Source organism: Neobacillus piezotolerans (genome assembly GCF_003362805.1).
Classification (GTDB): domain Bacteria; phylum Bacillota; class Bacilli; order Bacillales; family Cytobacillaceae; genus Bacillus_D; species Bacillus_D piezotolerans.
This window is the reverse complement of the sequence record NZ_QNQT01000001.1, coordinates 708,460-734,359: the sequence shown is the minus strand read 5'-3', so window position 1 is coordinate 734,359 and position 25,900 is coordinate 708,460. Positions and strand designations below refer to the sequence as shown.

Here is a 25,900-nt window from a genome sequence, read left to right as displayed (position 1 = left end):
GTTCATTTCTGTGGTGACAAGGAAGCCAACCTGGGAAAAGGGTTCCCCGCTGCGGCCCTGCCACCCTAACTAATTTTTTATCTTCCTTTGCAGCTCATAAAGGACGTTCATCGCCTGGAGCGGTGTCAAATTCAAAATATCCAAATCGCGGATTTTATCGACAACTTTCTTTTCCTTCGGGGCAAGCTCCGCCTTTTTCGGGACGGCAGGCTCGTCAAAAAACGAAAGCTGTGCCTGATGTGAAGCCTGTGGCGCAGGCTGAGCCTCTGTCTCCGTACCGTCCGGCAGCACAGGAACAGGTTTTTCTTTTGTACCAGCTGGCTTTTCCGTCTGCTCTGGCTGCTGCTCAAGCGATGAAAGGATTTCATTCGCCCGTGAAATGAGTTCCTTCGGGAGGCCGGCGAGCTCGGCGACATGGATGCCATAACTCTTATCGGCTGGCCCTTCCTTAATTTTATGAAGGAAAACGACCCTGCCATGGTGCTCAATCGCACTGACATGCACGTTATGCAGCCTTTTAAGCTCTTCCTCAAGCACGGTCAGTTCATGGTAATGCGTTGAAAAGAGTGTTTTCGCGCCAATCCGGTTATGGACGTGCTCAATGATTGCCTGTGCGAGCGCCATCCCGTCATATGTGGACGTCCCGCGCCCAATTTCATCGAACAAAATCAGGCTGTCCTGTGTCGCGTTCGCGATCGCATTTTTCGCCTCAAGCATCTCAACCATGAATGTACTCTGCCCGGAAACAAGATCGTCCGCCGCGCCGATTCGTGTAAATACCTGGTCGAAAATAGGCAGAACTGCTTTCGAGGCCGGTACATAGCAGCCAATCTGCGCGAGAATCGCCGTTAGTGCGACTTGGCGCATGTACGTGCTTTTACCCGACATATTCGGCCCTGTGATCAGGAGGATTTCCCGTTCGCCGGACATTTTGCAGTCGTTCGGGACATATTCCTGCGAATCGAGCACCTTCTCGACAACCGGATGCCTGCCTTCTTCAATGACAATTTCCCGGCTGTCGGAAAACACGGGTTTCACGTATTTTCTCGACTCGCTTACTTCCGCAAAGCTTTGCAGCACATCGATTTCGCTTAATGTTTTCGCCAAAGCCTGGAGCCTTGGGATATGCTCCTTGACCTGGTCGCGGATTTCACAGAAAAGCTCGTACTCAAGCTCACCGCATTTCTCCTCCGCCTCAAGGATCAATGCTTCCTTTTCCTTTAAGGCCGGCGTAATGAACCGTTCCGCGTTTGCAAGCGTCTGTTTCCGCTCATACTGGCCTTCCTCTAGATGCTGGAGGTTTGCCCTTGTCACCTCTATGTAATAGCCGAACACCCGGTTATAGCCGACCTTAAGCGATTTGATGCCCGTCTTTTCCCGCTCGTCGCGCTCAAGCTGGGCGATCCACGTCTTCCCGTTCCGGCTTGCATCGCGGTACTGATCAAGCTGCGCGTTGAAGCCGTCCTTGATGATATTCCCTTCCTTGACTGACAGCGGCGGGTTTTCCACAATCGCCTGTTCAAGCAAGTCGACCACTTCCTCGCAATGGTCCAAGCTTTCAGCAAGCTCACCTGTCTCCTGCCCCGGAATCCGGCTGAGGATTTCGTGCAAATGCGGAATTTGCTGCAGGGAACGCAGCAGCTGCTTCAGGTCACGGGCATTCACATTCCCGAATGCGACCCTTCCCGCAAGCCTTTCAAGGTCATACACTTCCTTGAGGCGTTCCTGCAATTCCTTCCGTTCAAAATAAGAGCTGATGAACTGGCCGGTCAGCGCAAGCCTCCGTTCAATTTCCTGCCTGTCAATCCGCGGCCTGTCGACCCATTGCTTCAGCATCCGGCCGCCCATCGCCGTCTTCGTCTCATCGAGCAGCCAGAGAAGCGATCCCTTTTTCCCTTTCGAACGGATCGTTTCCGTCAGTTCAAGATTGTGTTTCGAATAATAATCAATTTTCATGAACTGGTGCACCTGGTACGTCGTCACTGGCTGCAGGTGGTCGAGGCTCCGCTTCTGGGTGCGGTGCAAATAGTTGAACAGTCTTGCCGCCGTCACACGGAACTTGTCCTGGTTCAGGTCCTTCATCAGGCCGGAAAAAGAATCCACGGAATCCGTCTCTTCCTCATACGAAATCGCAAGCACATTCCGCTCGCGCATCTTCCTTTGAAGCCCTTCATCCAGCTTTGCGGACAGGACAACTTCCTTCGCGCCGAGCACGGAAATTTCGTTCAGTACCTCTTCCTCTTTTGCCGGAAGAAGCGTGACCTTGTTTTCGCCAGTAGACAAATCCGTATACGCGAAACCATAAGTGCCGTCCTGGAATTGCGTGACCGTCGCAAGGTAATTGTTTTCTTTTTCCTGCAGGCTGCGGCCCTCCATGACCGTCCCCGGAGTAATCAGCTGGATAACCTCCCGGCGGACAACCCCTTTCGCCTGCTTTGGATCCTCGGTTTGTTCTGCTATTGCCACTTTATACCCTTTTTCAATCAAACGCTCTATGTACCCTTGCGCGGAATGATACGGAACGCCGCACATCGGAATCCGCTCATCCGTCCCGCCTTCCCTGCTTGTCAGCGTGATCTCAAGCTCCTGGGAAGCATTCAGCGCGTCCTCGAAAAACATTTCATAAAAATCGCCAAGGCGGAAAAATAAAAAGGCATCCTGGTACTCTGCCTTGATTTTCAAATATTGTTGCATCATCGGCGTGTAAGCTGCCATCGTATCCTCCAAAATTCGCATTCTAGTAGGGTCTTTCCCCATTCGTGTTCCTTCGACATTTAATTATATCATATTTCAGCAGCACTGCCCTGACGCCAAACGGTTTTTTCACAGCCTAGGAGCGCGAAAAATGCCGGTATTGGGAAATTTCCCACGAAAATTGCAAACTAGTTTAAACTTCCAATAATTCGGGAATCAATTGGATAAAACAGTTCATGGCTGATTATTGGGAGGGTAGAAAGGTATGAAGTATTCAGATGTAAAAGTAATCTATTTGCTTGAAAATCGTTTTTTGCCCGGGAAACCAGCAAGGCCTGTGCTTTACTATCCCGGTGCGCTGAAAGACGCAACACTCGACAGCGAAAAGCAATTGATGGACAAATGGAGGAACGGCATCTCGGGATACTATCGCAACCACCGCTCCAGCCATGAAGTTCTGGGCGTCATCCAGGGAAGCGCGGCCCTTGAAATCGGCGCAGAGCGCAAAGTCCAGCTTGAAGTGAAGCCTGGCGATCTTATCGTCTTCCCGACAGGCACCGAGAAACGGCCGGTCTCCGTAAGTCCGGACTTCAAGGCAGCCGGATTCAATTCGGACGACGACGGAGGCTATGAAGCCTTATACTCCGAAATCCCGCTTTACCACAACCAGGAAACGCACTATTACCAATTATCATTCAACTTCTAGAATTGAACCTAACGAACAAAAGCAGCCCGCCCATCAAACGGCAGCTGCTTTTTGGTTTGTCAGTCGGAGAAAAATTCCTCGAACTTCCCCTTATCTGTCTTCTCTTTGTTTTCATAATATGGATTGTCCTCCGTCGGGCTGTCCGGGTCAAGATTCGTCTTAATGACAAGCATTGGTCCCTTTGCCCCTTTGGCAATCACCCTGTCATCGAGTTCCTTGAAATCCGGCATTCGTTCACTGCCTGGTTTATTCGGTTCCGTCATCACCGCACCTCCTTTTCCTATTTTCCCTTGAAATAGCGTGTTTATGTACAGAGTGCTCCTCTTCCGACTTTTTGTGATTTCTGCGGGCCTTTTCATCGTTGATGGGGCTTCCGACTATTTTATGAATAATTGAGCATGAATAACAAATACCAATCTTTCCGGTATACAATGAAAGAAAAAGGATTGGAGCTGAGGCAAGTGTCCATCCTAACCAACTGGCTCGAAAGCCTTGCCGGGGAAATCGAACTAACCACTGTTTGCAGGCGCGCCCACAGCCCAAAAAGCAGCTGCACCAAATGTATTTCAGCCTGCCCAGAACAAGCAATTTATATCTCTGAATCCGGCTTGGCCATCGACAGCACCTTATGCACGAACTGCGGGCTATGCGTCCCCGCTTGCCCCGTACAGGCAATCCACGGCCGCTCCCCAGAACGGACCGTCATTGGCAACATCCTCCTCCTTGACGATGGACCGTTGCCCGGGGTCGAAGAGCTTCTTTATTTTTATAAAAAAGGGGCCAACACTCTCTATTTCGGCCCTATGAGCAACGGTTCCCCGGATGCCCTCAAGGTTGCGGACTCCCTGCTCGCCGGCTTGGGCCTGCCTCCTTTTAAAGTGGTCTGCTCGCTACATGCCGATTCAAAGCGGAATGGTTCTGAGAAGGATGATACCAGGTTGGAGGTTTCCCGGGAAGATGGCTCTAGGCAGGAGGTTTTTACGACTGGCGTAATGCGTGAGGATCGTTCTGGACGGGAGGCTTCTACGGCTGGCGTTTCGCGTGAGGATCGTCCTGGACGGGAGGCTTCTACGGCTGGCGTTTCGCAGGAGAATCATCGTTCCAGGCGGCAATTTTTCCTCCAAGCATTTTGGGAAAGCAAAAAAATCGCAGCCAAAACGCTTACCCCCGCAAAGTGGCGCTTTAACCATTGTGAATTTAGCCTCGCCGGGATGTTCCCCAATGCGTCCCTGTTTAAAGTTGAATTGGACCAAAGAAGCTGCAACTTTTGTGAAGCCTGCTTCAAAATGTGCAAACAGCATGTTTTTACCATAAAAAAAAATGCCCTTGAAATTCACCATGTAAATTGCAATGGCTGTGGGCTTTGCGCTGATATATGCGAAATGGGTGCTGTCCGAGTGCTCGTAAAGGCCAGCCAATTTTTACACGTAGAATACCCTCTCACGCAGGCAGAATGCGGTGAATGCGGGAACCCCTATTACGGCTGGCCCCAAAATGGTATAGAGGCGCAAACCTGTCTCGCATGCAAAAACAGGAAATCGCTTGGGTACTTGAGCCCGTATATCACTTAAAATCCCGGAATTAACTGTTGTTGTAAAAACCGTTTCAACTAGTTTGCTTTTTTGAAGCGGTCTTATGGAACCGTGTAAAGACCGTTTCAACCAGTTTGTTTAATCGAAACGGTCTTGTTCCATCGAAACGGTTTTAGAATTTCCACCCTTACCACTTAAGCCCGAAAAAGAAGAAAACTAGGAAGAGGACCCTCCTAGTTTACGATTATTCTTCCTCCGAGCCGACAAGGAAATCGGGATTGATTTCTTCAAACTCCCCTTCATCCAGGCCAAGATCCCATTCTTCATCAGAGCCGCAACCATCCGGATTGATTGCCACGCAGACTTTCGTTTCACCGATTACCTCGACGGAGAATTCCCTCTCCACGTGGACGATGATTTTGTTTCCGCTCGGCGAGATGACTGCTTCGCAGCAGTTTGGCTGCTGTAGGACTTTCGCGATGATGCCGTCGTCATCCTGGCAGTCTTTGTCCCGGTATTTCAGCTTGATGACATCCGTGTAGCGGACCCGTTCAGTGACAACTTCTGTTTTTGTATTATCATTGTACGAGTGCCAGATGTTGATGTCATAGGAGCCATGGATTTCAACCGTTTTGCCGACTTTTTTCGCTTCGTATTTATGGTTGATAATCCAGCAGCCAAGTATGCTGGATGGATTGTGCGCCGGACAGATCGTGTGCTGGGACTGCGTAAACTTGTGCCCCTTAGCGACGACTGCTTTTGTAATTATCTCTCTGTAATCTCCCATTCGAGCAAACCCTCCTCATTCAGTATCACTTCATCCTATGCGCGTGTACAGACTTGGGTGCACTTAATTTACAATGCATCGGATAAATGTATAGGCATGCTTCATTATATGCGCCCTGATTTGAGAAGTTCCTAACGAATGGGTTACTCGTAGGTTTTTGTCAGAAAAATAACCTGGCTGCAATTGAACCAGGTCTTGGGTAGTTTGTATTTGTGTGGCGTGCGACAACCACACCGGATTTAACACGGTCAGTTCTCAAAGCAGACTTGGATTTGGACAGCAATCAATGATTTCACCTGATCGGTGTCCAAATGAGCATCGGATTTGGACACCAAACATTGATTTCACCCAATCCGTGTCAAAATGAGCATCGGATTTGGACAGCAATCATTGATTTCACCTGATCGTTGTCCAAATGAACCCTGGATTCTGAAAGCTATCGAGGATTTAATACAGTCATCAATAACAAAAAAACAGGCCCAAAAAATGGGCCTGCCGAGCATCATTGTATTAATAGTCGTGATCGTGGTCGCATCCGGAGCCGCTTTTCACAGCCGCGCCAGTTTCGCCGCGGAGAACATCGCCGCCTGTTGATTCGATCACAATATCGGTAACTGTGTTTGAAATGGTTGTCGCGATCATTTGGAGAAGTTCATTTACTTCTACTTGAGATTGCTTGAAATCCTGTACGACTGGAATATCGTCCAGTTCTTGTTCGATAGATGAAATTTTCTCTTCAACTTTTTTAAGCGCTTCGGGCTTTCCGTAATGCTGGAGGTTTACGGCCTGTTTTTGAAGGCCCTTGATGTCCGAAATCAGCGTGCTTACCTTTGGGTTTTCATGGATTTGCGCTTCCGCTCTTTTGAAAAAATCCACTTCTTCCGTTTCAGCAATCATGTTGGCAAGCTCTTTCGCGCGTGCAATGATATCGTCTTTCGAATACTTCGCCATTTAATTCACCTCTGCCAATGATACAGCTTCCTGAGCTGTTTCTTCAATCATTTCACCGTTCAGGGACCATGTTTTTGCGTCAATGATTTTTACCTTGACGATTTTGCCGATTGCCGTTTTTGGCCCTTTGAAGTTGACGAGCTTGTTCTTGTCTGTGTAACCGGCGAGAATATCCGGATTGTTTTTGCTTTCCCCTTCAACAAGAACCTCGACAATTTGATTTACATACGGTTTCATTGCTTTTGCCGAAAGCTCATTTACAAGGTTATTCAAACGCTGAAGTCGGGCTTTCTTTACATCCATCGGTACATTATCCTGCATTTTCGCGGCTGGGGTTCCTTCACGAGGCGAGTAAATGAATGTGTATGCCAGCTCGTAGCCAACTTCCTCGTATAGAGTCATTGTCTCTTCGAATTGTTCATCCGTTTCATTTGGGTATCCGACGATGATGTCTGTCGTCAATGCGACATTCGGGATGGACGCCTTAATTTTGCGGACAAGCTCAAGGTATTCTTCCCTTGTATATTTACGACCCATAATTTTCAGGACTTCCGTCGACCCTGACTGGACCGGAAGATGGATATGCGGCATTAGGTTCCCGCCCTTGGCAAGCACTTCGATAAGGCGGTCATCAAAATCCCATGGATGGCTCGTTGTAAAACGGACACGAGGGATGCCGATTTTGCGTATGTCATCCAAAAGGTCACCAAGCCCATATTGAATATCTTCTATATCTTTTCCATACGAATTTACGTTCTGGCCAAGCAGCGTAACTTCATGGTAGCCTTCAGCAGCAAGCTGGCGGACTTCTTGGATTATATCTTCAGGCCTGCGGCTCCGTTCTTTTCCACGAGTGAATGGAACAATACAATACGTACAGAATTTATCACAGCCGTACATAATATTGACCCATGCCTTAATGTTTCCGCGGCGCACTTTAGGAAGGTTTTCTATAACGTCCCCTTCCTTGGACCATACTTCCACTACCATTTCTTTCGACATATACGCATCGTTCAGGATGTTCGGCAGCCTATGGATATTATGGGTTCCGAAAATCATATCGACATGCTGATAAGTCTTTAGAATTTTGTTTACGACGGATTCTTCCTGGGACATGCATCCGCAGACCCCTAGGAGCAGGTCGGGACGCTCCTTTTTCAGTCCCTTCAAATGGCCCAGTTCACCGAAAACTTTGTTTTCCGCATTTTCACGGATGGCACATGTGTTTAACAAGATAACATCGGCATCGTCGGTCTTATCTGTTGGTTCATAGCCAAGCGCCATGAAAATACCGGCCATAACCTCAGTATCATGTTCATTCATCTGGCAGCCGTAGGTACGGATATAAAACTTCCTGCCATCTCCCATTCCCCGGAATTCCTCGGAAATAGAAAAATCATCATGGTACTTAACTTCTTCTTTGCCGCGCTTTCTCGCATCTTTTAGGGAAGGTGGAACAAACACGGTTTCGAAATACTTGCTGTAATCCTTCGCGGATTTTTTGTCCGATGAATTATCAGCTTTTGCCTGGCTGGATTCTAAACGCTGTTTCTCGTTCATTGTCCTGCTCCTTTCCTTCTGTTTTTCTATTAGAAAAAACACTTTTCATATAAATCTGCACATTACTATAGTATAAATGGTTGGGAGAGCGAAAACAACAGAAACTTCCCGCCCGGTACCGCTTCCCTCCTGCAGGGCAAAAAGAAAACACCCCGTCAGAAAAGGCGGGGTGTTTGAAATTCCAAAGGTTGTATTACATGAATTCGGCGACAAGCTTATCGAAATGAGCCTGATCAAGGTTAAGGTCCGCGGAAGAAAGCGGAGTTTCGGAATAGCCGTTAATCAGCTCCTGGTAGGATTGGCGCTCAGTGTTCTGGTAGATGAGCCCTGTTACCAGGCCGTTATGCTTCATAAGCGTCTGCATGGCAGCCTCGCGGTTATGAGGGTCATAGCCTTCGATGTCGCTCAGCTTTGTCAGGTTTTCCTTGAACCAATCGTATGTGTTCACTTTGTTATACGTTACGCAAGGGCTGAACACGTTGATCAGGGAAAATCCTTTATGATTGATGCCCGCTTCGATAAGGGCGGTAAGGTCTTTCAAGTCGGTTGAAAAGCTTTGGGCTACAAATGTCGCGCCAGCAGTCAATGCCATTTCCATAGGGGCGATAGCCTGTTCGATCGAACCCATTGGAGTAGACTTTGTTTTGAAGCCGGCGGCGGACCTTGGGGAAGTTTGCCCTTTGGTCAATCCGTAAATCTGGTTGTCCATGACAATATACGTAATGTCGATATTGCGGCGGATCGCATGGATTGTGTGTCCCATCCCGATCGCGAAACCGTCGCCGTCCCCGCCGGACGCGAGGACCGTCAAATCGCGGTTGGCCATTTTAACGCCTTGTGCGATTGGAAGCGAACGGCCATGGATGCCATGGAAACCGTATGAATTTATATAACCGGAGATACGGCCCGAGCAGCCGATCCCTGAAATGACGGCAAGTTGTTCCGGTTCAAGGCCAACGTTCGCAGCTGCGCGCTGGATGGCAGCCTGCACGGAAAAGTCCCCGCATCCTGGGCACCAGTTCGGTTTTACATTGTTGCGGAATTCCTTAAATGTTGCCATTTAGAACAACTCCTTGCTTTTTGTGTAAATTTCATTAGGAAGGAATGGGTTCCCGTCATATTTTAAGAGATTGTACATCTTTTCGGCATTGCCCACATTCATCTTCATAATATTAGCCAGCTGTCCGGTTGCGTTGTTTTCGACAACCATGACCCGTTTTGCGGAGCGCACCAGCGGCAGCACTTCATTAGCCGGGAATGGGTGGATCAGGCGGATATGGGCATGGTTCACTTTATGGCCGTCCGCTTCCAGGCGAACAATCGCCTCTTCGATCGCCCCTCTCGTGGAATTGAACCCGACGATGAGCAGGTCTGCATCCTCATGCGGAGCATACGCATGGACAGGCGTGTTGAATCGGATATTCTTGATTTTCCTGAAACGCTTATCCATTTGCGCAATCCTGTTGGCTGCCGATTCGGACGGCTTGCCAGTTTCATCGTGCTCAACGCCCGTGACGTGGTGGATACCGTTTTTCATACCAGGAATAACCCTTGGAGATACGCCGTCTTCTGTTACTTCATAACGCTTAAAGTAGCCTTTGTTGTCAACTTCAGGAAGCTCGCCAGTCGCAAGCTTTCCGCGGCGGATTTCCACTTTGCTGAAATCAAGCGGCTCCACCGTTTGCTTTCCAAGGGAAAGCTGTAGGTCGGAAAGGACGATGACTGGGCACTGGTACTCTTCCGCAAGGTTGAACGCCTCGGCTGTATCGTAGAACGCTTCCTGCACCGTGCTTGGCGCCAGGACGATCTTTGGAATCTCGCCATGGGTTCCGTATATCATTTGCATCAAGTCGGATTGCTCCTGCTTGGTCGGAAGTCCTGTTGATGGGCCGCCGCGCTGCGTGTCGACAATGACGATTGGCGTTTCGGTGATCCCGGCAAGGCCGATTGCTTCCATTTTAAGCGAAAGCCCTGGTCCAGCGGATGCTGTAATCGCGCGGACACCCGCATAGTTCGCTCCGATTGCCATCGTAGCCGCGGCAATCTCGTCTTCGGTCTGGATAACTGTTCCGCCTAGCGGAGGCAGTTTTTTGATAAGGTATTCCATGATTTCGGAAGCAGGCGTGATTGGGTAGGCAGCCATGAACCGGCAGCCACCTGCGAGCGCTCCCAATGCGATCGCATCGTTCCCGATCATGAAGAGCCTCTTCTGCCCATCAGCCTTGCCAAGCTGCATGGTGCGGACGCCCGCGAGCTGCTCATTCATGTAATCTAGTCCCGCTTTAATCGCTTCCATGTTTTTCGCGACAACCTGGTCCCCCTTGCGGCCAAAGATTTCGCGGACAACCTCTTCAAATACTAAAATATCAAGATCCAGGACTGCTGTGGTAGCGCCGATAGCCACCATGTTTTTCATCAGCGATGTTCCCAGCTCGGTAGCAATATCTGTAAATGGAACCGCATACATAGAAGCCTGTGTATCTTCAGGCTTTTTAGGGCTGAATTTTGCATCGGCCAGGATGACGCCCTTGCTGTGCAGTTCCTTGTAGTTCAAGTCGATGGTCTCCTGGTCAAAAGCTACCAGAATATCAAGGTCATCAGAAATGGACCTGACTTGAGTCGTGCTAACCCGAATTTTGTTGTTCGTATGGCCGCCTTTGATCCGTGAAGAAAAGTGGCGGTATCCGTACAAATAGTAACCCAGGCGGTTCAACGCAATTGAAAAAATTTCTCCCGTACTTTCAATACCTTCCCCTTGTTGCCCTCCAACTTTCCAAGAAAGTTGATTGATCATGCTTTACACCCCTTTGGATATGTAAAAAAATTATAGTATTGACTTTCTACTAAAAGTGTAGCACTTTTCCAAATAAACCACTAGGAATACGCTTGAATCTCAAGGATGGCAAGCTCTTAGGAATCTATCTGGAGGGGTACTAAACGCTATCAATTCTAGACCTATGTCGACAAAAAAGCAACCCTTTATGGCATTTTTGATGATCTAAATTTTTATATTTTTCAAATACTCTTTTTTATTTTTCCATAACAATAGACATTCGAGAAAATTTCGGATCCTAAGAGATAAAGAGTCTCTATTTCGGGAGTCGTTTCTCCATATTTTTAAAAAGGAATCTTTCAACTTGTATTTCAGAATAGTGTTTTTGCAGCTCATTTATTAGATTCGTATACTCCCTTGTCGAAGATAGCCGATCCACTGTCTTTTCAATTCCGTCAAAATCCGATCCAAAGCCGACATGGTCCTCCGCGCCAAGCGAACAAACATGGTCCAGATGCCGAAGAACGTCATTAATCGCCGCTTCACCAGATTCGTTTAGGAAATACGGGACGAAGGTGAGTCCCATCACGCTGTCCCTCCGGATTAGCGCCCGGATCTGGTCATCCTTCAAATTCCTCGGGTGGCGGCATAGCGTATGGCTGTTCGAGTGGGATGCCATTGGGAAATCCGCCAGCTCGATGACATCCCAGAAGCCCCTCTCGGATAAATGCGAGACATCGCACCACGTTTTTGTTTCATTCAGCAGCTCGACAACTTCCCTTCCGAAAGGCGTCAACCCCCTTCCCCGGGTTTCCTTTGCCCCATCGGCAACCGCGTTCGCCCAGTTCCATGTAAGGCCGACCGATGATACACCGTATCCGAGAAGGGTATTAAGCTTTCCAATGTCACTTCCAATGCAATCGCAGCCCTCAAGGGTGAGCATGGCACCAATTTCATTTTCCTTCAACCGGGAGATATCCTCCCTGTTCCTGACGTGGACAAGGCCTTCATTTTCCCCAACGACCTTTTTGTGGAAAATGTTCGCCATTTCCTCTGCCGCATCAAACTTCCGTTCCTGCTCCAGCTCGGATGGGACGAAAATCGCGAAGCATTGAACCTTAACGCCAGATTCCTTCATACCCTCCAAATTAGCCTGAAGGCTAGGTGAATCCTTAAAGTTAATCGTTTTGTCTTCATACAGCTTTAACAGGACGTCACAATGAGCGTCAAAAATTTTCATGTCGGTCATTTCCTCGTCTCCTTTCTATTTCCATCTTATATTATGGCATGAAAAAGCCTGCTTGGCATTCACCAGGCAGGCCACTGCGCTATTTTGGTTTTCCGGAAAAAGTGAAGGATCATCCGTTCCGGCAAACAGCCTTTGTCCGTTTGCCCTAGCGCGGTTCAACAATCAATTTAATGGCTGTCCGTTCTTCCCCATCTATGAGGATATCTGTGAATGCAGGGATGCAAATCAAATCGACTCCGCTAGGCGCCACGAACCCTCTTGCAATCGCTACTGCTTTTACAGCCTGGTTCAATGCACCTGCACCAATCGCCTGGATTTCCGCTCCGCCTCTTTCACGCAGGACCCCGGCAAGCGCACCAGCTACAGAATTAGGATTAGATTTTGCTGAAACTTTTAATATTTCCATTCCTAGCTCCTCCTCGTATAATCCCGATCCCGCATGAGCAGCTCATGGACAAATCAGGTATATATCATTCCATTCATACTATATTCATGGCCAATGGGACATATTCCGTCCTGGAGGATATTTCAACTATCTATCTCTTCTGAGCTGGTCCGGCAGACTATTTCATTGGCGCTAGGAATAAAACGGATGGTCGCTGTTGATCAGAATCCTCTCTATTTTCTTCGCATTACCCGTTTTACGGTCCAGTTCGATGGAAACCGCGGATAGTTGAAAGCGCCCTTCTTTTGGAACCTCGAACCTGACGGGCATCGATGTCAGGAACCGCTTCAGCACCGCATCCCTTTCAACACCTAAAATGCCATCATATGGCCCCGTCATGCCAACATCTGTTATGAAACCAGTCCCTCCCGGTAAAATCCGGTTATCGGCCGTCTGGACATGTGTGTGCGTACCCACTACGGCGGAAACCCGTCCATCAAGGTACCAGCCCATCGCCTGCTTCTCGCTCGTTGCTTCGGCGTGGAAATCCACAAATATGAATGGCGTCCTTTTCGCAGCTTCGTCCACCAATTCGTCCGCTTTCCTAAATGGGCAGTCGATAGGAGGCAAAAACGTTCTGCCCTGCAGGTTTATGATTGCGACTTCAAGCTCGTTAATTTTAATATAGGCAATCCCTTTGCCAGGCGTTCCCTCTGGAAAATTCGCGGGCCTTACCATGTTTTTTGCCCTGCCGATAAATTCGAGGATATCCCGGTTATCCCATGTGTGGTTGCCAAGGGTCACTGCCTGGGCGCCGGCCTCAAGGAAGCTCTTGTATATCTGTTCGGTAATCCCTTTTCCTCCGGCGGCATTTTCTCCATTTATGATAGTGAGGTGCGGCCTGTATTTGTCTTTTAGCTTCGGGAGGTATTCCTTCACCATATCCCTGCCAGGTGAACCTACAACATCACCAATAAATAATATATTCATCTTGTTTCTCCAATGCTCATTTTTTGTCTTTGCCCTCATTGTATCACATAAACATGCCCTTTATCCCATCCTTATGCGTACCCGACAAGGTCCTCTTTATCCCCGTGCACAACGGTGGAAGGAACAGCTTAATCATAAAGGCCACCAGTTTTTCTGGACATTTCTCGCGCATAAAACCGAACCCGATACCTGGACTTTCGGGACTCACTTCGCTGCTAAAACACAATCTGTGGATTCATGTAGTTAAAAAAAATTAAGACAGCGGCATGACTGCCGCTGTCCATTTTTTACTTAGCGTATTCTACTGCACGGGTTTCACGGATGACCGTTACTTTAATATGTCCCGGATAGTCAAGTTCTTCTTCAATCCGTTTGCGGATATCCCTTGCAAGCCTGTGGGCTGCCAGGTCGTCAATCGCTTCCGGTTTAACCATGATCCTTACTTCGCGGCCTGCCTGAATGGCGAATGATTTTTCGACTCCATCATAGGATTCGGAAATCTCCTCCAGTTTTTCGAGGCGGCGAATGTAGTTTTCAAGGGTTTCACTCCGTGCGCCAGGGCGGGCTGCCGACAAGGCGTCCGCAGCTGCGACAAGGACCGCGATGACCGAAGTAGGCTCTTTATCCCCATGGTGAGAAGCGATGCTATTGATGACAACCGGGTGTTCCTTGTACTTCGTAGCAAGTTCCACGCCGATCTCAACATGGCTTCCTTCAACTTCATGGTCGATTGCCTTACCAATGTCATGCAATAGTCCCGCGCGGCGGGCCAGAGTCTCGTCCTCCCCAAGTTCAGCGGCCAATAGCCCCGATAGGTGGGCCACTTCCATTGAGTGTTTAAGGACGTTTTGCCCGTAGCTTGTACGGAATTTCAGGCGGCCGAGGATTTTGATCAAGTCAGGATGCAATCCGTGTACCCCGACCTCGAAAGTCGTCTGCTCACCGATTTCCCGGATATGCTCATCGACTTCACGGCGTGCCTTATCAACCATTTCTTCAATACGCGCCGGGTGAATCCGTCCATCCTGCACAAGCTTGTCAAGCGCAAGGCGGGCAGTTTCTCGGCGGATTGGGTCAAACCCGGATAAGATAACAGCTTCTGGGGTATCGTCTATGATCAGATCGATACCAGTCAATGTTTCAAGGGTTCGGATATTCCGGCCCTCACGGCCAATTATGCGGCCTTTCATCTCATCATTCGGAAGGTTGACAACTGATACAGTGGTTTCTGCCACATGGTCGGCCGCGCAACGCTGGATCGCAAGGGAAAGGATATCCTTCGCCCGCTTGTCAGCTTCCTCTTTCGCACGGTTTTCTGTTTCCTTGATCATCATGGCCATATCATGGGCAAGTTCTTTCTCTGTCTGGTCCAGAATAATCGCTTTAGCTTCTTCCCTAGTCAAGCCTGAGATCCTCTCGAGCTCGGCCTGCTGGGCCCGTACCATCTCGTCCACTTTGCTTTCCATCTGTTCAATATGCTGTTGTCTTTGGTTAAGAGAATCATCCTTTTTCTCTAAAAGAATTTCACGCTTGTTAAGCGTTTCATCCTTCCGATCCAAATTTTCTTCTCTTTGCAGCAAACGGTTTTCTTGTTTTTGCAGTTCGTTTCTTCGCTCACGAATCTCACGTTCAGCTTCAGTGCGAAGCTTGTGAATTTCATCCTTCGCTTCAAGCAGGGCTTCCTTCTTGGAGGCTTCCGCATCCCGCTTCGCATCTTCAAGAATCAAAGCTGCTTCGCTCTTCGCACCAGCTACTTGTTTTTCCGCAAAGGATTTACGAATAAAATAGCCAACAACCGCACCGACGAATAGGCCAAGCAAAATGGAGATGATGATAGTGAATGTGTCCATCGTTACACCTCCTCTTGCTATGAACTTTTGTTACATTTTCAAGTGTCGGCATGTACATTGTAATCAACATACAGCAAGCACCAAGGCTTTTTAACATGTAAAATTACCAAAAATGTAAAATATACAATGTTAATTGTAAATGTGTCAATAATCATTGTCAAGGGTTTGTCCTTTAACGCTTTCAATAATTGGAATTTACTGATATCCAAAAAAGCAAAGCCGAGAAGGCTTTGCTTTTTTGGGGATTAATCAATCAGTTCAAACTGTTCGGGATCTTCATCAGCTTCAGTGACGATCTTTTCTCCATCAAGGCCAAAATGATCACGGATTTTTTGCCTGATTTCTTCACGGATTACATGGTTTTCTTTCAGGAATGCCTTTGCATTTTCCCTGCCCTGCCCAATCCGTTCCTCATTGTAGGAATACCAGGAGCCGCTTTTCTGGACTATGTCGAGTTCAGAACCAATGTCCACAATTTCCCCTTCCCGGGAAATGCCTTCTCCGTACATGATGTCGACTTCCGCGGTACGGAAAGGAGGAGCCACCTTGTTTTTGACTACCTTGATTTTTGTCTTGTTCCCGACCATTTCGGTTCCCTGCTTCAGGGTTTCAGCGCGGCGCACTTCCAGCCTGATCGTGGAATAAAACTTAAGGGCGCGTCCGCCGGGAGTCGTTTCCGGGTTACCGAACATGACGCCTACTTTTTCACGGATTTGGTTAATGAAAACGGCAATGGTCTTCGACTTGTTGATCGCCCCGGAAAGCTTGCGGAGAGCCTGGGACATCAAGCGGGCCTGCAGGCCGACGTGGGCATCGCCCATTTCCCCTTCAATTTCCGCTTTCGGAACCAATGCAGCGACCGAGTCAATAACAATAATGTCCACCGCGCCGCTCCGGACGAGTGCCTCGGCAATTTCCAACGCCTGCTCGCCGGTGTCCGGCTGGGAAAGGAGCAATTCATCGATGTTGACCCCTAATTTCTGCGCGTATACAGGGTCAAGGGCATGCTCGGCGTCAATGAAAGCCGCCTGGCCGCCTTTTGCCTGGACTTCCGCGATGGCGTGAAGAGCTACCGTTGTTTTACCTGAACTTTCAGGTCCGTAAATTTCGATAATCCGCCCGCGTGGATACCCTCCTACTCCAAGGGCCGCGTCAAGGGCAAGCGATCCGCTTGGCATGGTTGAAATCCTCTGCTCGGCTCGTTCACCGAGTTTCATGATTGAACCTTTGCCGAATTGTTTTTCTATTTGCTTTAGCGCCATTTCTAAGGCAGCCTGACGATCACTCACTGTGTTTCCTCCTTAAAATCATATATATAAAATCATAAGCGATTGACTCAAATCTAGCAAATTGCTTCTATTAATACTATACAATTTTCAAATGTATTTGTCCAGCAAAAATACGAACATTTATTCGATTTTTTTCGAAGGGCGTAAGCTCGTAAAAAGGCTGATTATCCTATAAAACCAAGCGTTTTACCCCGTTACACCTCATCGTTTGGCTTTTTTGCCCCGTAATCTGAAAATTTGCCCGCCCCCCAAAAAAGCAAAAGGAAGCCGCTTTAGGCTTCCTTCCCTTCATTCAGCTGCTTGAGCAGAAAATGGCAGCCGTATTTGACCGTCCTTATCCGGTTGGCTTTCCTTCCGCCGCCAAGGTTCAGCTTCTCGACATGCGCAGGCTTTCCGATCTGGCTGATGCCGATATAGACCGTACCCACTGGCTTTCCTTCTAGCTCATCCGGCCCGGCGACACCGGTAAAACTGATTCCGATGTCGGCTTTCATTAATTGCGCGGCATTTTCGGCAAGCTCGGCCGCGCATTTGGCGCTGACAACCCCTTCGTTCTCAATCGTTTCCTTTTTAACATGAAGCACGGAGGCCTTTACTTCGTTCGTATAGCAAACCACGCCCCCCTTAAGGCTCGAGCCTGCTCCAGGTATGCTTGTGAATTCCTGTTGGAACATCCCGCCGGTCAGGCTTTCGGCACACGCAAGTGTCAACCCGGTTTCCTTCAATTTCTTAGCCAGCTCATTCATTAGCGAAGTGTCGTCATAGCCATAAAAGTAATCGCCAACTCGGCCAAGGATTTCCTTTTCCGTTTCATCAAGCAATTCGATGGCGCTTTCTAAAATCGAATGTTTGGCGGTCAGGCGGAGGGTGACTTCCCCTTCAGATGCGAGCGGGGCAATTGTCGGATTCGATTGACTGTCTATCAAATCCTCAATTTCGTTCTCGAGCATCGCTTCACCGATTCCGAAGAAACGCAGGACCCTGGAAACGATCTGCTCCTGGGAGGACTGCCTGCTTGTCAAAGCTTGGGCGCCGTATGAAAGGAACATCGGCTCCATTTCACTCGGCGGCCCTGGAAGGAGCATATAGAGCTTTTCCCCTTTCTTCAGGACCATGCCGGGAGCCATCCCATGGTCATTTGGAAGGACCTGCGAACCTTCCAGGATAAGAGCTTGTTTTCGGTTGTTCTCCGACATCACCCGGTTGGTCCGCTTGAAGAAAAGCTCAATCGATTCCATTGCTACTTTATCCGTTTCAAGTCCGACCCCGAGGTGCGCAGCGATTGTTTCTTTCGTAAGATCGTCTTTGGTCGGGCCAAGGCCGCCGGTAATAACCACCAGGTCGGAGCGCCTTTCGGCAATTTCCAGCGCCTGCTTCAGGCGTCCGGCATTGTCCCCTACAACTGTGTGGAAATACACATTAATGCCAATGAGCGCGAGCTGCCCGGAAAGGAAGCGCGCGTTCGTATTCGTAATTTGCCCGAGCAGCAGCTCGGAACCGACTGCTATGATTTCAGCATTCACCCATCGATCACACCTTCAACTGTAGAAGCTTTATTTGGAGTTTTTAAAGACATGCATATTTTTAGCAAAATAATCCCATCCGGACCACATCGTGAAAATCAGCGCCACCCAAAGGGCGATGTCATCGAATGGAATGGAAATCATTTCAAAAATTATATTATGAAGCAAAAGGGATGAAACCGCGATAATCTGCGCCCATGTCTTAATTTTTCCAAGCATATTGGCGGCCACGACTTCTCCGCCCTCTACGAGGAGGAGGCGCAATCCGGTTACCGCGAATTCCCTGCTGATAATCAGGATGACTATCCAAGAAGGCGCGTACTGCAATTCAACCAGAACGATCAGCGCTGCGGAAACAAGCAATTTATCGGCGAGCGGATCAAGGAATTTCCCCATATTCGTGACAAGCTTATACTTCCTTGCGTAGTAACCGTCAACCCAGTCCGTCGCCGCAGCAAAAATGAACAGCAGCGCCCCAACCAAATGGGTGACGGGCATTGTCGCCCCTAGCAGGCTCACTGTCCCCCATTGAAACGGGACCAGCACAATGATCATAAATAAAGGGATCAATAAAATTCTTGAAATTGTTATCTTATTAGGTACATTCATTTTCTTTCCTCCAAGGTGCGAGAAAAAATAGCCATCATGCAGGATGACTATTCATTCCCTTTAATATAGCGGATCTTAATGTTTTGGGAGACTGCTTTGGTTGGTGGAATCGCAAATTCTAGCTTCTCCCCATTCACAAAGATGTCCGTATCAACGGAATTCCCGACTCTTAATACCGCTTCTGATTCATTGGAAAAATCGACTGTTTTTTCGCTTTCCGGCTTGCCAACAGCCAATAATCCCTGGAAGAAAGAATTGCCTTTGCCATTTTTTATACTTACCCAGGTTTCACCTTTGGAAACAACCTTCAGCTCAAATTTTTCAGCATTTTTCAATTCATAGGTAGATGTAGTCCCGGCAGATTGGACCATCTCCAATTCCTGTGCGGGTGTCTCCGGCTCGGCAGGTTCTTCTTCCTTCTGTTTTTCATCATCACCCGCATCTTCGCCGGCTTCAGGCTTATCCTCCTGTTTTTCCGTATCCTTTTTATCCGGCGGCTTTACAATTGAAGCAGGGGCTTTTGATCCGCCATCACCCGAGCTGGAATCCCCGGCGGCGTTTTGCTGCACAACGTAATAAATCAGCGCGGCAACTCCCAAAACTACAACCCAAACCAATATTTTCGGAAGGATTTCAATAACCCGGGAGCCGCCTTCCCCAAGCCCTTTCCTCGATTTTACACGTGAAAGCTGCTCAGGCAAATCCTGCTGGTAAGGGGAGGGGATATCCCCCTTGTACTCCTCGAATATCTCGTCCGCATTTAGCCCAATCGCTTCACAGTATTGCTTGATAAATGCGCGGACGTAAAAATCACCCGGCATCGTGGAATAATTCCCTTCCTCTATACCTGAAAGGTATCTTTTCTGAATCTTTGTAGCTGCCTGCAGGTCATCGAGGCTCAGACCCTTCGCAAGCCGTTCCTCCTTCAATCGGTTTCCCAATTCCGTCAACTCAAACACCTTCCAACTTTATTAAAAATCGAATTCTCCAAAATCGGATGCGAACGGTTCGTTTTCATTGTCGACCACTTCGTATGTAATTTCCTCGTCGGCATCATTGCGGAGCTCAATAATATAGTCAAAATCATCCAAAGTATATTCCGAATTCCTTACAAAGAGATCCGGGTGTTCAATTACTTTGACAGCGGGCAGGCGCATGATTTCCCGCACAAGCTGCCAGTGTTTTTCATTCGCCCTCCTGGATGAAACAATCCCGTCGATGATGAAAATATTGTTTTCACTATATTCATCTTCAAGCAGCTGGCTCCTGATTGTTTGCTTTAGAAGTGTGGACGATAGGAACAGCCACCTTTTATTCGCGCAGACGCTGGCCGCGACAATCGATTCCGTCTTCCCAACCCGTGGCATACCCCTGATCCCAATTAATTTGTGGCCTTCCTGCTTGTACAATTCCGCCATGAAGTCAACAAGGACGCCAAGCTCGTTCCTGACAAACCGGAACGTTTTCTTGTCATCGGCGTCGCGCTGGATGTACCTCCCATGCCTGACAGCCAGCCGGTCCCTAAGTTTCGGTTCACGTATTTTAATTACCTTTATTGTATCCATTGTGTGTAAAATTGACTCAAGGCGCTCGATCAGGTCATCGTTATCAGCGCGAATCAAAAGCCCTCGCCTGCCCTGGTCAACCCCATTGATCGTCACGATATTTATGGAGAGCATGCCTAGGAGAGACGAAATATCGCCCAGCAAGCCAGGGCGGTTTTGCTGGATTTCATATTCGATGTACCATTCTTTTTTTTCCATATTTACCTCCTGGCACTGCATCTGACAAATTTCATCATATTATCTAAACCTATATTATATGATTTTCTTAGAAGATGAAAGGAAAAACAATGTGGTCATCGATTCTAGCCATTTTACCGGTAAAAAGAAAAAAAGAGAGGGTATCCTCTCTTTTTAGCGTGTGCCATTATTTTGGACAAGCTTGACCATCATGTTGGCGATAGCTTGCTGCTCATCCTTGTCAGCTACAGACCAAAGATCTGCAAGAATTCTTTCCTGCTCGTTCTTCGGTTCAACCTGATTCGCGAGATAGTCGCCAATCTGATAAGCCAAATCGGAAACCACATCTTTGTTGACACCTTCGTCCTGTGCCTGGTGAAGCCTGTCAGCAAGGAAATCTTCCCATTGTTTCCAGTTATCGAGTACAGACATCGCAATCCCTCCTATTTCATAATACAACGTTAGTTTTCCGGAGGGCTGGCGAAAATATACCTGAATTTTTCAAGGCTGTTCACGTATACCATCCGCCATTGACGGACAGGATGTGTCCGGTAATATACGACGCCTGCTCCGAGAGAAGGAATGCGGCGGCATTGGCAATTTCCTTGGGGCGCCCTAGCCTGCCCATCGGGATTTCGTTCGCCAGCTCCTCCAATTCCTCTGATGAGAACCCAGCGATCATTTGCGTCTCAACAGCACCAGGGGCGATGGCATTCACCCGAATCCCGCTCGGCGCAAGCTCTTTACCCAATGCTTTCACGAAAGAAATTTGCGCGCCTTTCGCTGCCGAATATGCTGCTTCACATGCTGCCCCGGTTTGCCCCCAGATGGAAGCAATAAAGACGATGCTGCCCGTCTTCCTTTTCAAAAGTTCCGGAATCAACGCCTTTGTCAGGAGCATCGGATTCAGGACATGGATGTTGAAAAGGCTAGCGGCTTCCTCGTCGTCAAGGTCCTGGAATAACCCATAGGCGGCGGTTCCCCCGCAGTGCACAACCGCGTCAACCCCGAACAGGCTGGGGAGCAGCTCCTTGTACCCCCCCTGCCTTGAAAAATCAGCCATGATGGGACTGTATTCCCCCCCGTGCACAGAAAGGCTTTCCACCAGGCGTTCGGCAGCTTCCTTATTCGAATTGTAATGAAGATATAAATTATAGCCCCGGGCGGCGAGTTCGGCTGCAATCGCCTGGCCAATCCCGCCGCTCGCGCCTGTAATCAACGCGAATTTCCGCATTTCCCCAACCCCAATCATTCAACACGATTTCTCTAAAAAAGCGCCTGAATGGCGCTTTTCCTCTTGCATAAAGCTTAATGGGAACCGCCGCTAAACGGGCGTTTCCGCTTTTCTAATTTCCACCGGGAACAACTTGGCATACCGAATAGCGTTCTTCCGAGAAAAGTTCCCTCGCCGCGGCCCGTATATCATCGACCGAGATTTTCTCAAGTTCCGGCACGACAGAGAAGAGGTCCATTTCATTGAACGCGTACCGGGTGAATTGGTTGGCGATGAATTCAGGCGAATTGACCGCCCTCAGGAATGAACCGATTCGTTTCCGTTTTGCCCGCTCAAGCTGCTCCTCGGATATGTTGCCTTCCTTGGTTTTCTCAAGGATTGCCTTTAACGTGTCGGCCAGACCATCGGGATTGGCCGTATCGCCGCCAATCATCGCGAACCCGAACCCCTGCTCCTGGGTATAGTCGAACGAAAACGTCTCATCAATAAGCCCGCTGTCATAAAGGCGGATAAAATTTTCGGAACTTTTTCCGAAAAGGATATCGAGAAGCAAATTGATGGACAATTCCTGTACAAGCATTTCCCTTCCTTTTGTATCGGTATGCGCGGCCTTAAGCCCCACAAGGCATTTCGGCGTCTGGACGTTCATTTTCAGCACTTGCTTCGGAGTGGCGACGCCCGCCTGCTCTGATTCAAACTTCCTTTCAACCGGCGGCCGGTCGACGAATTCCTTCTTTGCCTGGTTATCCCTCACCTGGTCCATAATCTTTTTGGGAGAGACAGGGCCCACTATGAATAATAGCATATTCGCGGGATGGTAGAATGTATGGTAGCATTCATACAGCATATCCTTATCAATTTTCGCAATTGAATCAATCGTCCCCGCGATATCAATTTTAACAGGATGCGCATGGTACATGTTTTCAATCAGGCCGAAATAGAGGCGCCAATCCGGGTTGTCATCGTACATCGTGATTTCCTGGCCGATGATTCCTTTTTCCTTTTCAACCGTCTTTTCGGAAAAATACGGATCCTGGACAAAATCGACGAGCGTTTCAAGATTTTCTTCCACCCGTGATGTACTTGAAAAAAGGTAGGCAGTCCTTGTAAAGGATGTAAAAGCGTTCGCTGACGCCCCCTGCTTGCTGAACTGCTGAAACACATCGCCGTCTTCCTTTTCAAACAGCTTATGCTCGAGGAAGTGGGCAATCCCATCAGGCACTTTTACGAACTCGTCCTTGCCATGGGGCTTGAACGTGTTGTCAATCGAACCGTATTTCGTCGTAAACGTGGCATACGTTTTGTTGAACCCTTTTTTCGGGAGGACATACACATCCAGCCCATTCGGCATCTTTTCGTAATAAAGTTCTTCGTTTAACTGGCCGAACTGGAGTTTATCCATTATTGGCAGCCTCCTTTCCCGTTAAAAAATAAATCGTATCGAGTTCGATTTTTTCACCGACTGCGACAATATCTTCACGTGTCGCCTCCTCCATGCCTTTAATCCAGCTGTCAAAAGGTATATTTTTTCTCCCGGCCACATTGTGGTAAAGGACTTCGACAATGCCCCTGTTCGTATCGATTGTTTCAAGCAGCTGGTTGACGATAACCGCCTTCGTTTGTTCCAGCTCCTCATCCGAAAAATCACCTTTTTTCATCGCTTCCATCTGTTCCTTGATAATCCCGACGGCCTGGTCGAAATTTTTCATTTCGATTCCCGACATGACGAGCATCAGGCCTTTATGGCTTTCAAGCCGGCTTGCGGCATAGTAAGCGAGGCTTGCCTTCTCGCGGACGTTTATGAACAGCTTTGAATGCGAGAAGCCTCCGAAAATACCATTGAAAACCTGAAGCGCGTTGTAATCCGGATCTCCATAGAGGATATTGGTACGGTAGCCGATGTTCAGCTTTCCTTGCTTCACATCCTGTGCTTCCTTAATCACTTTCGGCTCCTCTATTTTAGAAAGCGGCTCGTTTGCAGGAATTTTTGCTTCTCTTTTTTCAAAGCGGAACAGTTCTTCGGAAATATCCTTCACCGTATTTTCTTCGACGTCGCCAACAATATAAATGTCCACTTCATCCTCTGAAAGGGATGAGCGGTAATAATTATACAAACCTTCCGGGGTGATCGCGTCGATGTCCTCGATTCGCCCATTCACGTTGATTGCATAGGCTTCCCCTTTACACATTTCCTCGATTAGGCGGAAGCTCGAATACCGCATCTTGTCATCAAACGTTGATTGAATCCTTTGTTTCAGCGTCCGCTTTTCCTTTTCGACAGTCGCCCGGTCAAAACCATTTCCTTCAAGAAGCGGGTTAAGGATAATTTCCTTAAGGAGCTCCATTCCTTTTCTAAGTAATGGAGTCTGGTCCGATAAAAATTTCTCATTGGCAATTTCCATAAAAAACGTAATAATATGCGCATTTCCCTTTTTCGCGAGATCTACACTTAGGACCGCTCCATACAGGTCATCCAGATAGGACCGGAGCAATGTGGTGGTTGGGTATTCAGCCGAGCTGCTTTGCAAGACATGTGGGAGAAGGGCCCTCAGCGTCGCGGTTTCTTCGTTCAGGGGGGCTTTCATTTTGAAAACAATCGCATTCGTTTTATATTTTTCCGTCTTCGTCACATGAAGGTTATACCCTTGCATGGAAAAGGTTTGTTCAGGCAAAAAGCTCATGTTCGCGGCCTCCTTTGGTAAGAGCAATAGGCAATAATATCCATATTTCTGCCATATTATTTTCCCCATGCCATTTACATTCTATTCTAACTATAATTTGTCAGGACTCGTTTTTACAACTTATACAGCTTTTGTTTGCCCAGTATGAACAAAATGCGAAAGCGCCTTGGTCAGCCCCGACCTGCATAAGACGGGGCCCACAGGACGGGCCTGCCCTCCGGAGGGAACCGGCTTATGACCTCGAGGGGCTAGGCGCTGGAGCTGGATTACAATATATTGTTTCGAGTTATCCACAAGGTTCCAATTTATAATTTCCTAGACAATAAAAAAACCTCCTGGATGGCCAGGAGGCTTGTGAAACCAATTTTGCACTTGATGCTTTTCCGCGAAAAGATTACCGTTTCGCCGAGTCGAATGGTTCGCCGACCGCTTTTGGCGCCTGGGATGATTTCGAGAATACAACCAGGGCAATCAACGTAACGACGTATGGGAAAATCTTCAGAAGGATTGGTGGAATGACGGACAATTCCGGTATAACCTGCGAAACGTTGGCAATCGTGCTCGCGAATCCAAAGAAGAAGGTCGCGGCTAATATGCCGAGTGGCCTCCATTGCCCAAATATCAAGGAAGCAAGGGCAAGGAACCCAAGCCCGGATACCGTACCCGTGAATTCGCCGGCATACGTAAGAATGATAATTGCACCGCCCAATCCGGCGAAAGCCCCGGATATCAGCACGCCGGCATATCTGATTCTCCGGACATTGATGCCCGCAGCCTCTGCAGCCTGTGGGAATTCGCCGCAAGACCGCAAACGGAGACCAAATTTCATTTTATACAAAATAAAGGTACTGGCAAAAAGAATAATTAGGATGAACCATGTCGTAGGATACGTTTTAGTAAAAAATAAAGGACCTATGACAGGAATGTCCGCGACTCCGTGAATTGTTTTCGGAGAAAAGCCGCTCACCCTGATATTGCCGCTTCCAGTCATGTTCCTCGCAAGGAAAATTGTCAGCGCTGTGGCAATCAAGTTGATAGCAGTACCGCTGATGATTTGGTTCGCGCTTAAATTGATGCTCGCAAAGGCGTGCAGGGCAGCGAACAGGATGCCTGCGACTATCGCGGCGAAAAGGCCCGCCCAAAGAACCATCGTATGACTGGCCCACTTATCGTTTAGGTAGTGGACTGTAAGCGCGCTCGAAAATGCGCCGATAACCATCAAGCCCTCCAACCCAATGTTGACAACACCGCTTCTTTCACTAAAAAGGCCGCCCAATGCAGTAATCAGAAGAGGAATTGTAAAAGCAATCGCATAAGGAAATATTTGCTCTATGATGGTCCACAT

Annotated in this window: 23 protein-coding genes; 2 read left to right on the top strand and 21 right to left on the bottom strand. The window is 48.4% G+C overall.

All coding sequences use genetic code 11. From position 1 onward, the window contains the following. Window positions 1–69 precede the first annotated feature (69 nt). Window positions 70–2,715 (bottom strand): DNA mismatch repair protein MutS, encoded by a 2,646-nt coding sequence (gene mutS / locus DRW41_RS03445; protein WP_115450545.1) that lies wholly within the window; start codon window positions 2,713–2,715, stop codon window positions 70–72. Between the two features lie 244 nt (window positions 2,716–2,959). Between mutS and DRW41_RS03440 the strand changes: the two genes are divergently transcribed. Beyond that, window positions 2,960–3,400, top strand: coding sequence for a cupin domain-containing protein (locus tag DRW41_RS03440; RefSeq protein ID WP_115450544.1), 441 nt, complete (start codon window positions 2,960–2,962; stop codon window positions 3,398–3,400). Window positions 3,401–3,459: 59 nt separating this feature from the next. On the opposite strand, the gene DRW41_RS03435 is transcribed toward DRW41_RS03440, so the two are convergent. Continuing rightward, entirely contained in the window at window positions 3,460–3,663 is a 204-nt protein-coding gene (locus DRW41_RS03435) for a hypothetical protein (RefSeq protein ID WP_115450543.1), read from the bottom strand. Window positions 3,664–3,798: 135 nt separating this feature from the next. On the opposite strand from DRW41_RS03435, the gene DRW41_RS03430 reads away from it, so the two are divergent. Further along, window positions 3,799–4,971, top strand: coding sequence for a 4Fe-4S dicluster domain-containing protein (locus DRW41_RS03430; RefSeq protein ID WP_115450542.1), 1,173 nt, complete (start codon window positions 3,799–3,801; stop codon window positions 4,969–4,971). A 205-nt stretch (window positions 4,972–5,176) separates the two neighbouring features. Here DRW41_RS03430 and DRW41_RS03425 read toward each other — a convergent pair whose 3' ends face one another. The 19 genes from DRW41_RS03425 to DRW41_RS03335 form a co-directional block, all read right to left on the bottom strand. After that, on the bottom strand, window positions 5,177–5,719 hold the full coding sequence (locus tag DRW41_RS03425) for an outer spore coat protein CotE (protein WP_115450541.1): 543 nt from the start codon (window positions 5,717–5,719) through the stop codon (window positions 5,177–5,179). 510 nt (window positions 5,720–6,229) lie between these two features. Next, window positions 6,230–6,670, bottom strand: a complete 441-nt coding sequence (locus tag DRW41_RS03420; protein WP_115450540.1) for a YlbF/YmcA family competence regulator — start codon at window positions 6,668–6,670, stop codon at window positions 6,230–6,232. Beyond that, window positions 6,671–8,230: a tRNA (N6-isopentenyl adenosine(37)-C2)-methylthiotransferase MiaB gene (gene miaB / locus DRW41_RS03415; RefSeq protein ID WP_115450539.1), complete on the bottom strand. Its 1,560-nt coding sequence runs from the start codon at window positions 8,228–8,230 to the stop codon at window positions 6,671–6,673. A gap of 193 nt (window positions 8,231–8,423) precedes the next feature. After that, on the bottom strand, window positions 8,424–9,290 hold the full coding sequence (locus DRW41_RS03410; protein WP_115450538.1) for a 2-oxoacid:ferredoxin oxidoreductase subunit beta: 867 nt from the start codon (window positions 9,288–9,290) through the stop codon (window positions 8,424–8,426). Then, window positions 9,291–11,024 (bottom strand): 2-oxoacid:acceptor oxidoreductase subunit alpha, encoded by a 1,734-nt coding sequence (locus DRW41_RS03405; RefSeq protein ID WP_115450537.1) that lies wholly within the window; start codon window positions 11,022–11,024, stop codon window positions 9,291–9,293. A 295-nt stretch (window positions 11,025–11,319) separates the two neighbouring features. Continuing rightward, window positions 11,320–12,243, bottom strand: coding sequence for a dipeptidase (locus tag DRW41_RS03400; protein ID WP_115450897.1), 924 nt, complete (start codon window positions 12,241–12,243; stop codon window positions 11,320–11,322). Window positions 12,244–12,397: 154 nt separating this feature from the next. Further along, window positions 12,398–12,658: a stage V sporulation protein SpoVS gene (gene spoVS, locus DRW41_RS03395; RefSeq protein WP_010193268.1), complete on the bottom strand. Its 261-nt coding sequence runs from the start codon at window positions 12,656–12,658 to the stop codon at window positions 12,398–12,400. A 171-nt stretch (window positions 12,659–12,829) separates the two neighbouring features. Next, window positions 12,830–13,627, bottom strand: coding sequence for a 2',3'-cyclic-nucleotide 2'-phosphodiesterase (gene ymdB, locus DRW41_RS03390; RefSeq protein WP_115450536.1), 798 nt, complete (start codon window positions 13,625–13,627; stop codon window positions 12,830–12,832). 287 nt (window positions 13,628–13,914) lie between these two features. Continuing rightward, window positions 13,915–15,477 (bottom strand): ribonuclease Y, encoded by a 1,563-nt coding sequence (rny, locus tag DRW41_RS03385; protein WP_115450535.1) that lies wholly within the window; start codon window positions 15,475–15,477, stop codon window positions 13,915–13,917. A gap of 245 nt (window positions 15,478–15,722) precedes the next feature. Then, the gene (recA, locus tag DRW41_RS03380) at window positions 15,723–16,766 is read right to left on the bottom strand and encodes a recombinase RecA (RefSeq protein ID WP_115450534.1); all 1,044 of its coding nucleotides are present in this window, start codon (window positions 16,764–16,766) and stop codon (window positions 15,723–15,725) included. A gap of 272 nt (window positions 16,767–17,038) precedes the next feature. Continuing rightward, window positions 17,039–18,289: a competence/damage-inducible protein A gene (locus DRW41_RS03375; RefSeq protein WP_115450533.1), complete on the bottom strand. Its 1,251-nt coding sequence runs from the start codon at window positions 18,287–18,289 to the stop codon at window positions 17,039–17,041. 30 nt (window positions 18,290–18,319) lie between these two features. Continuing rightward, window positions 18,320–18,898, bottom strand: a complete 579-nt coding sequence (pgsA, locus tag DRW41_RS03370) for a CDP-diacylglycerol--glycerol-3-phosphate 3-phosphatidyltransferase (RefSeq protein WP_115450532.1) — start codon at window positions 18,896–18,898, stop codon at window positions 18,320–18,322. Window positions 18,899–18,945: 47 nt separating this feature from the next. Then, on the bottom strand, window positions 18,946–19,857 hold the full coding sequence (locus DRW41_RS03365; protein WP_342771976.1) for a helix-turn-helix domain-containing protein: 912 nt from the start codon (window positions 19,855–19,857) through the stop codon (window positions 18,946–18,948). Between the two features lie 12 nt (window positions 19,858–19,869). Further along, window positions 19,870–20,661, bottom strand: coding sequence for a DUF3388 domain-containing protein (locus tag DRW41_RS03360; RefSeq protein WP_115450530.1), 792 nt, complete (start codon window positions 20,659–20,661; stop codon window positions 19,870–19,872). 153 nt (window positions 20,662–20,814) lie between these two features. Then, window positions 20,815–21,072, bottom strand: coding sequence for a DUF3243 domain-containing protein (locus DRW41_RS03355; RefSeq protein WP_115450529.1), 258 nt, complete (start codon window positions 21,070–21,072; stop codon window positions 20,815–20,817). Between the two features lie 79 nt (window positions 21,073–21,151). Further along, the gene (ymfI, locus tag DRW41_RS03350) at window positions 21,152–21,874 is read right to left on the bottom strand and encodes an elongation factor P 5-aminopentanone reductase (RefSeq protein WP_115450896.1); all 723 of its coding nucleotides are present in this window, start codon (window positions 21,872–21,874) and stop codon (window positions 21,152–21,154) included. A gap of 112 nt (window positions 21,875–21,986) precedes the next feature. Then, window positions 21,987–23,276 carry an EF-P 5-aminopentanol modification-associated protein YfmH gene (gene yfmH, locus DRW41_RS03345; RefSeq protein ID WP_115450528.1) on the bottom strand — a complete coding sequence of 430 codons (1,290 nt, stop codon included), beginning with the start codon at window positions 23,274–23,276 and terminating at the stop codon, window positions 21,987–21,989. Beyond that, a complete protein-coding gene (yfmF, locus tag DRW41_RS03340; protein ID WP_115450527.1) occupies window positions 23,269–24,555 on the bottom strand; it encodes an EF-P 5-aminopentanol modification-associated protein YfmF in 1,287 nt (428 codons plus the stop codon). Before yfmF ends, yfmH begins: the two co-directional genes overlap by 8 nt. Before the next feature lie 394 nt (window positions 24,556–24,949). Next, window positions 24,950–25,900: an ABC transporter permease gene (locus tag DRW41_RS03335; RefSeq protein ID WP_115450526.1), complete on the bottom strand. Its 951-nt coding sequence runs from the start codon at window positions 25,898–25,900 to the stop codon at window positions 24,950–24,952.

Coding starts and splice junctions, on each gene's coding strand:
- mutS (WP_115450545.1), bottom strand. CDS start 2,715: ATGGCAGCTTACACGCCGATGATGCAACAATATTTGAAAATCAAGGCA.
- DRW41_RS03440 (WP_115450544.1), top strand. CDS start 2,960: ATGAAGTATTCAGATGTAAAAGTAATCTATTTGCTTGAAAATCGTTTT.
- DRW41_RS03435 (WP_115450543.1), bottom strand. CDS start 3,663: ATGACGGAACCGAATAAACCAGGCAGTGAACGAATGCCGGATTTCAAG.
- DRW41_RS03430 (WP_115450542.1), top strand. CDS start 3,799: ATGAATAACAAATACCAATCTTTCCGGTATACAATGAAAGAAAAAGGA.
- DRW41_RS03425 (WP_115450541.1), bottom strand. CDS start 5,719: ATGGGAGATTACAGAGAGATAATTACAAAAGCAGTCGTCGCTAAGGGG.
- DRW41_RS03420 (WP_115450540.1), bottom strand. CDS start 6,670: ATGGCGAAGTATTCGAAAGACGATATCATTGCACGCGCGAAAGAGCTT.
- miaB (WP_115450539.1), bottom strand. CDS start 8,230: ATGAACGAGAAACAGCGTTTAGAATCCAGCCAGGCAAAAGCTGATAAT.
- DRW41_RS03410 (WP_115450538.1), bottom strand. CDS start 9,290: ATGGCAACATTTAAGGAATTCCGCAACAATGTAAAACCGAACTGGTGC.
- DRW41_RS03405 (WP_115450537.1), bottom strand. CDS start 11,024: ATGATCAATCAACTTTCTTGGAAAGTTGGAGGGCAACAAGGGGAAGGT.
- DRW41_RS03400 (WP_115450897.1), bottom strand. CDS start 12,243: ATGAAAATTTTTGACGCTCATTGTGACGTCCTGTTAAAGCTGTATGAA.
- spoVS (WP_010193268.1), bottom strand. CDS start 12,658: ATGGAAATATTAAAAGTTTCAGCAAAATCTAATCCTAATTCTGTAGCT.
- ymdB (WP_115450536.1), bottom strand. CDS start 13,627: ATGAATATATTATTTATTGGTGATGTTGTAGGTTCACCTGGCAGGGAT.
- rny (WP_115450535.1), bottom strand. CDS start 15,477: ATGGACACATTCACTATCATCATCTCCATTTTGCTTGGCCTATTCGTC.
- pgsA (WP_115450532.1), bottom strand. CDS start 18,898: ATGAATGTACCTAATAAGATAACAATTTCAAGAATTTTATTGATCCCT.
- DRW41_RS03360 (WP_115450530.1), bottom strand. CDS start 20,661: ATGGAAAAAAAAGAATGGTACATCGAATATGAAATCCAGCAAAACCGC.
- DRW41_RS03355 (WP_115450529.1), bottom strand. CDS start 21,072: ATGTCTGTACTCGATAACTGGAAACAATGGGAAGATTTCCTTGCTGAC.
- ymfI (WP_115450896.1), bottom strand. CDS start 21,874: ATGCGGAAATTCGCGTTGATTACAGGCGCGAGCGGCGGGATTGGCCAG.
- yfmH (WP_115450528.1), bottom strand. CDS start 23,276: ATGGATAAACTCCAGTTCGGCCAGTTAAACGAAGAACTTTATTACGAA.
- yfmF (WP_115450527.1), bottom strand. CDS start 24,555: ATGAGCTTTTTGCCTGAACAAACCTTTTCCATGCAAGGGTATAACCTT.
- DRW41_RS03335 (WP_115450526.1), bottom strand. CDS start 25,900: ATGTGGACCATCATAGAGCAAATATTTCCTTATGCGATTGCTTTTACA.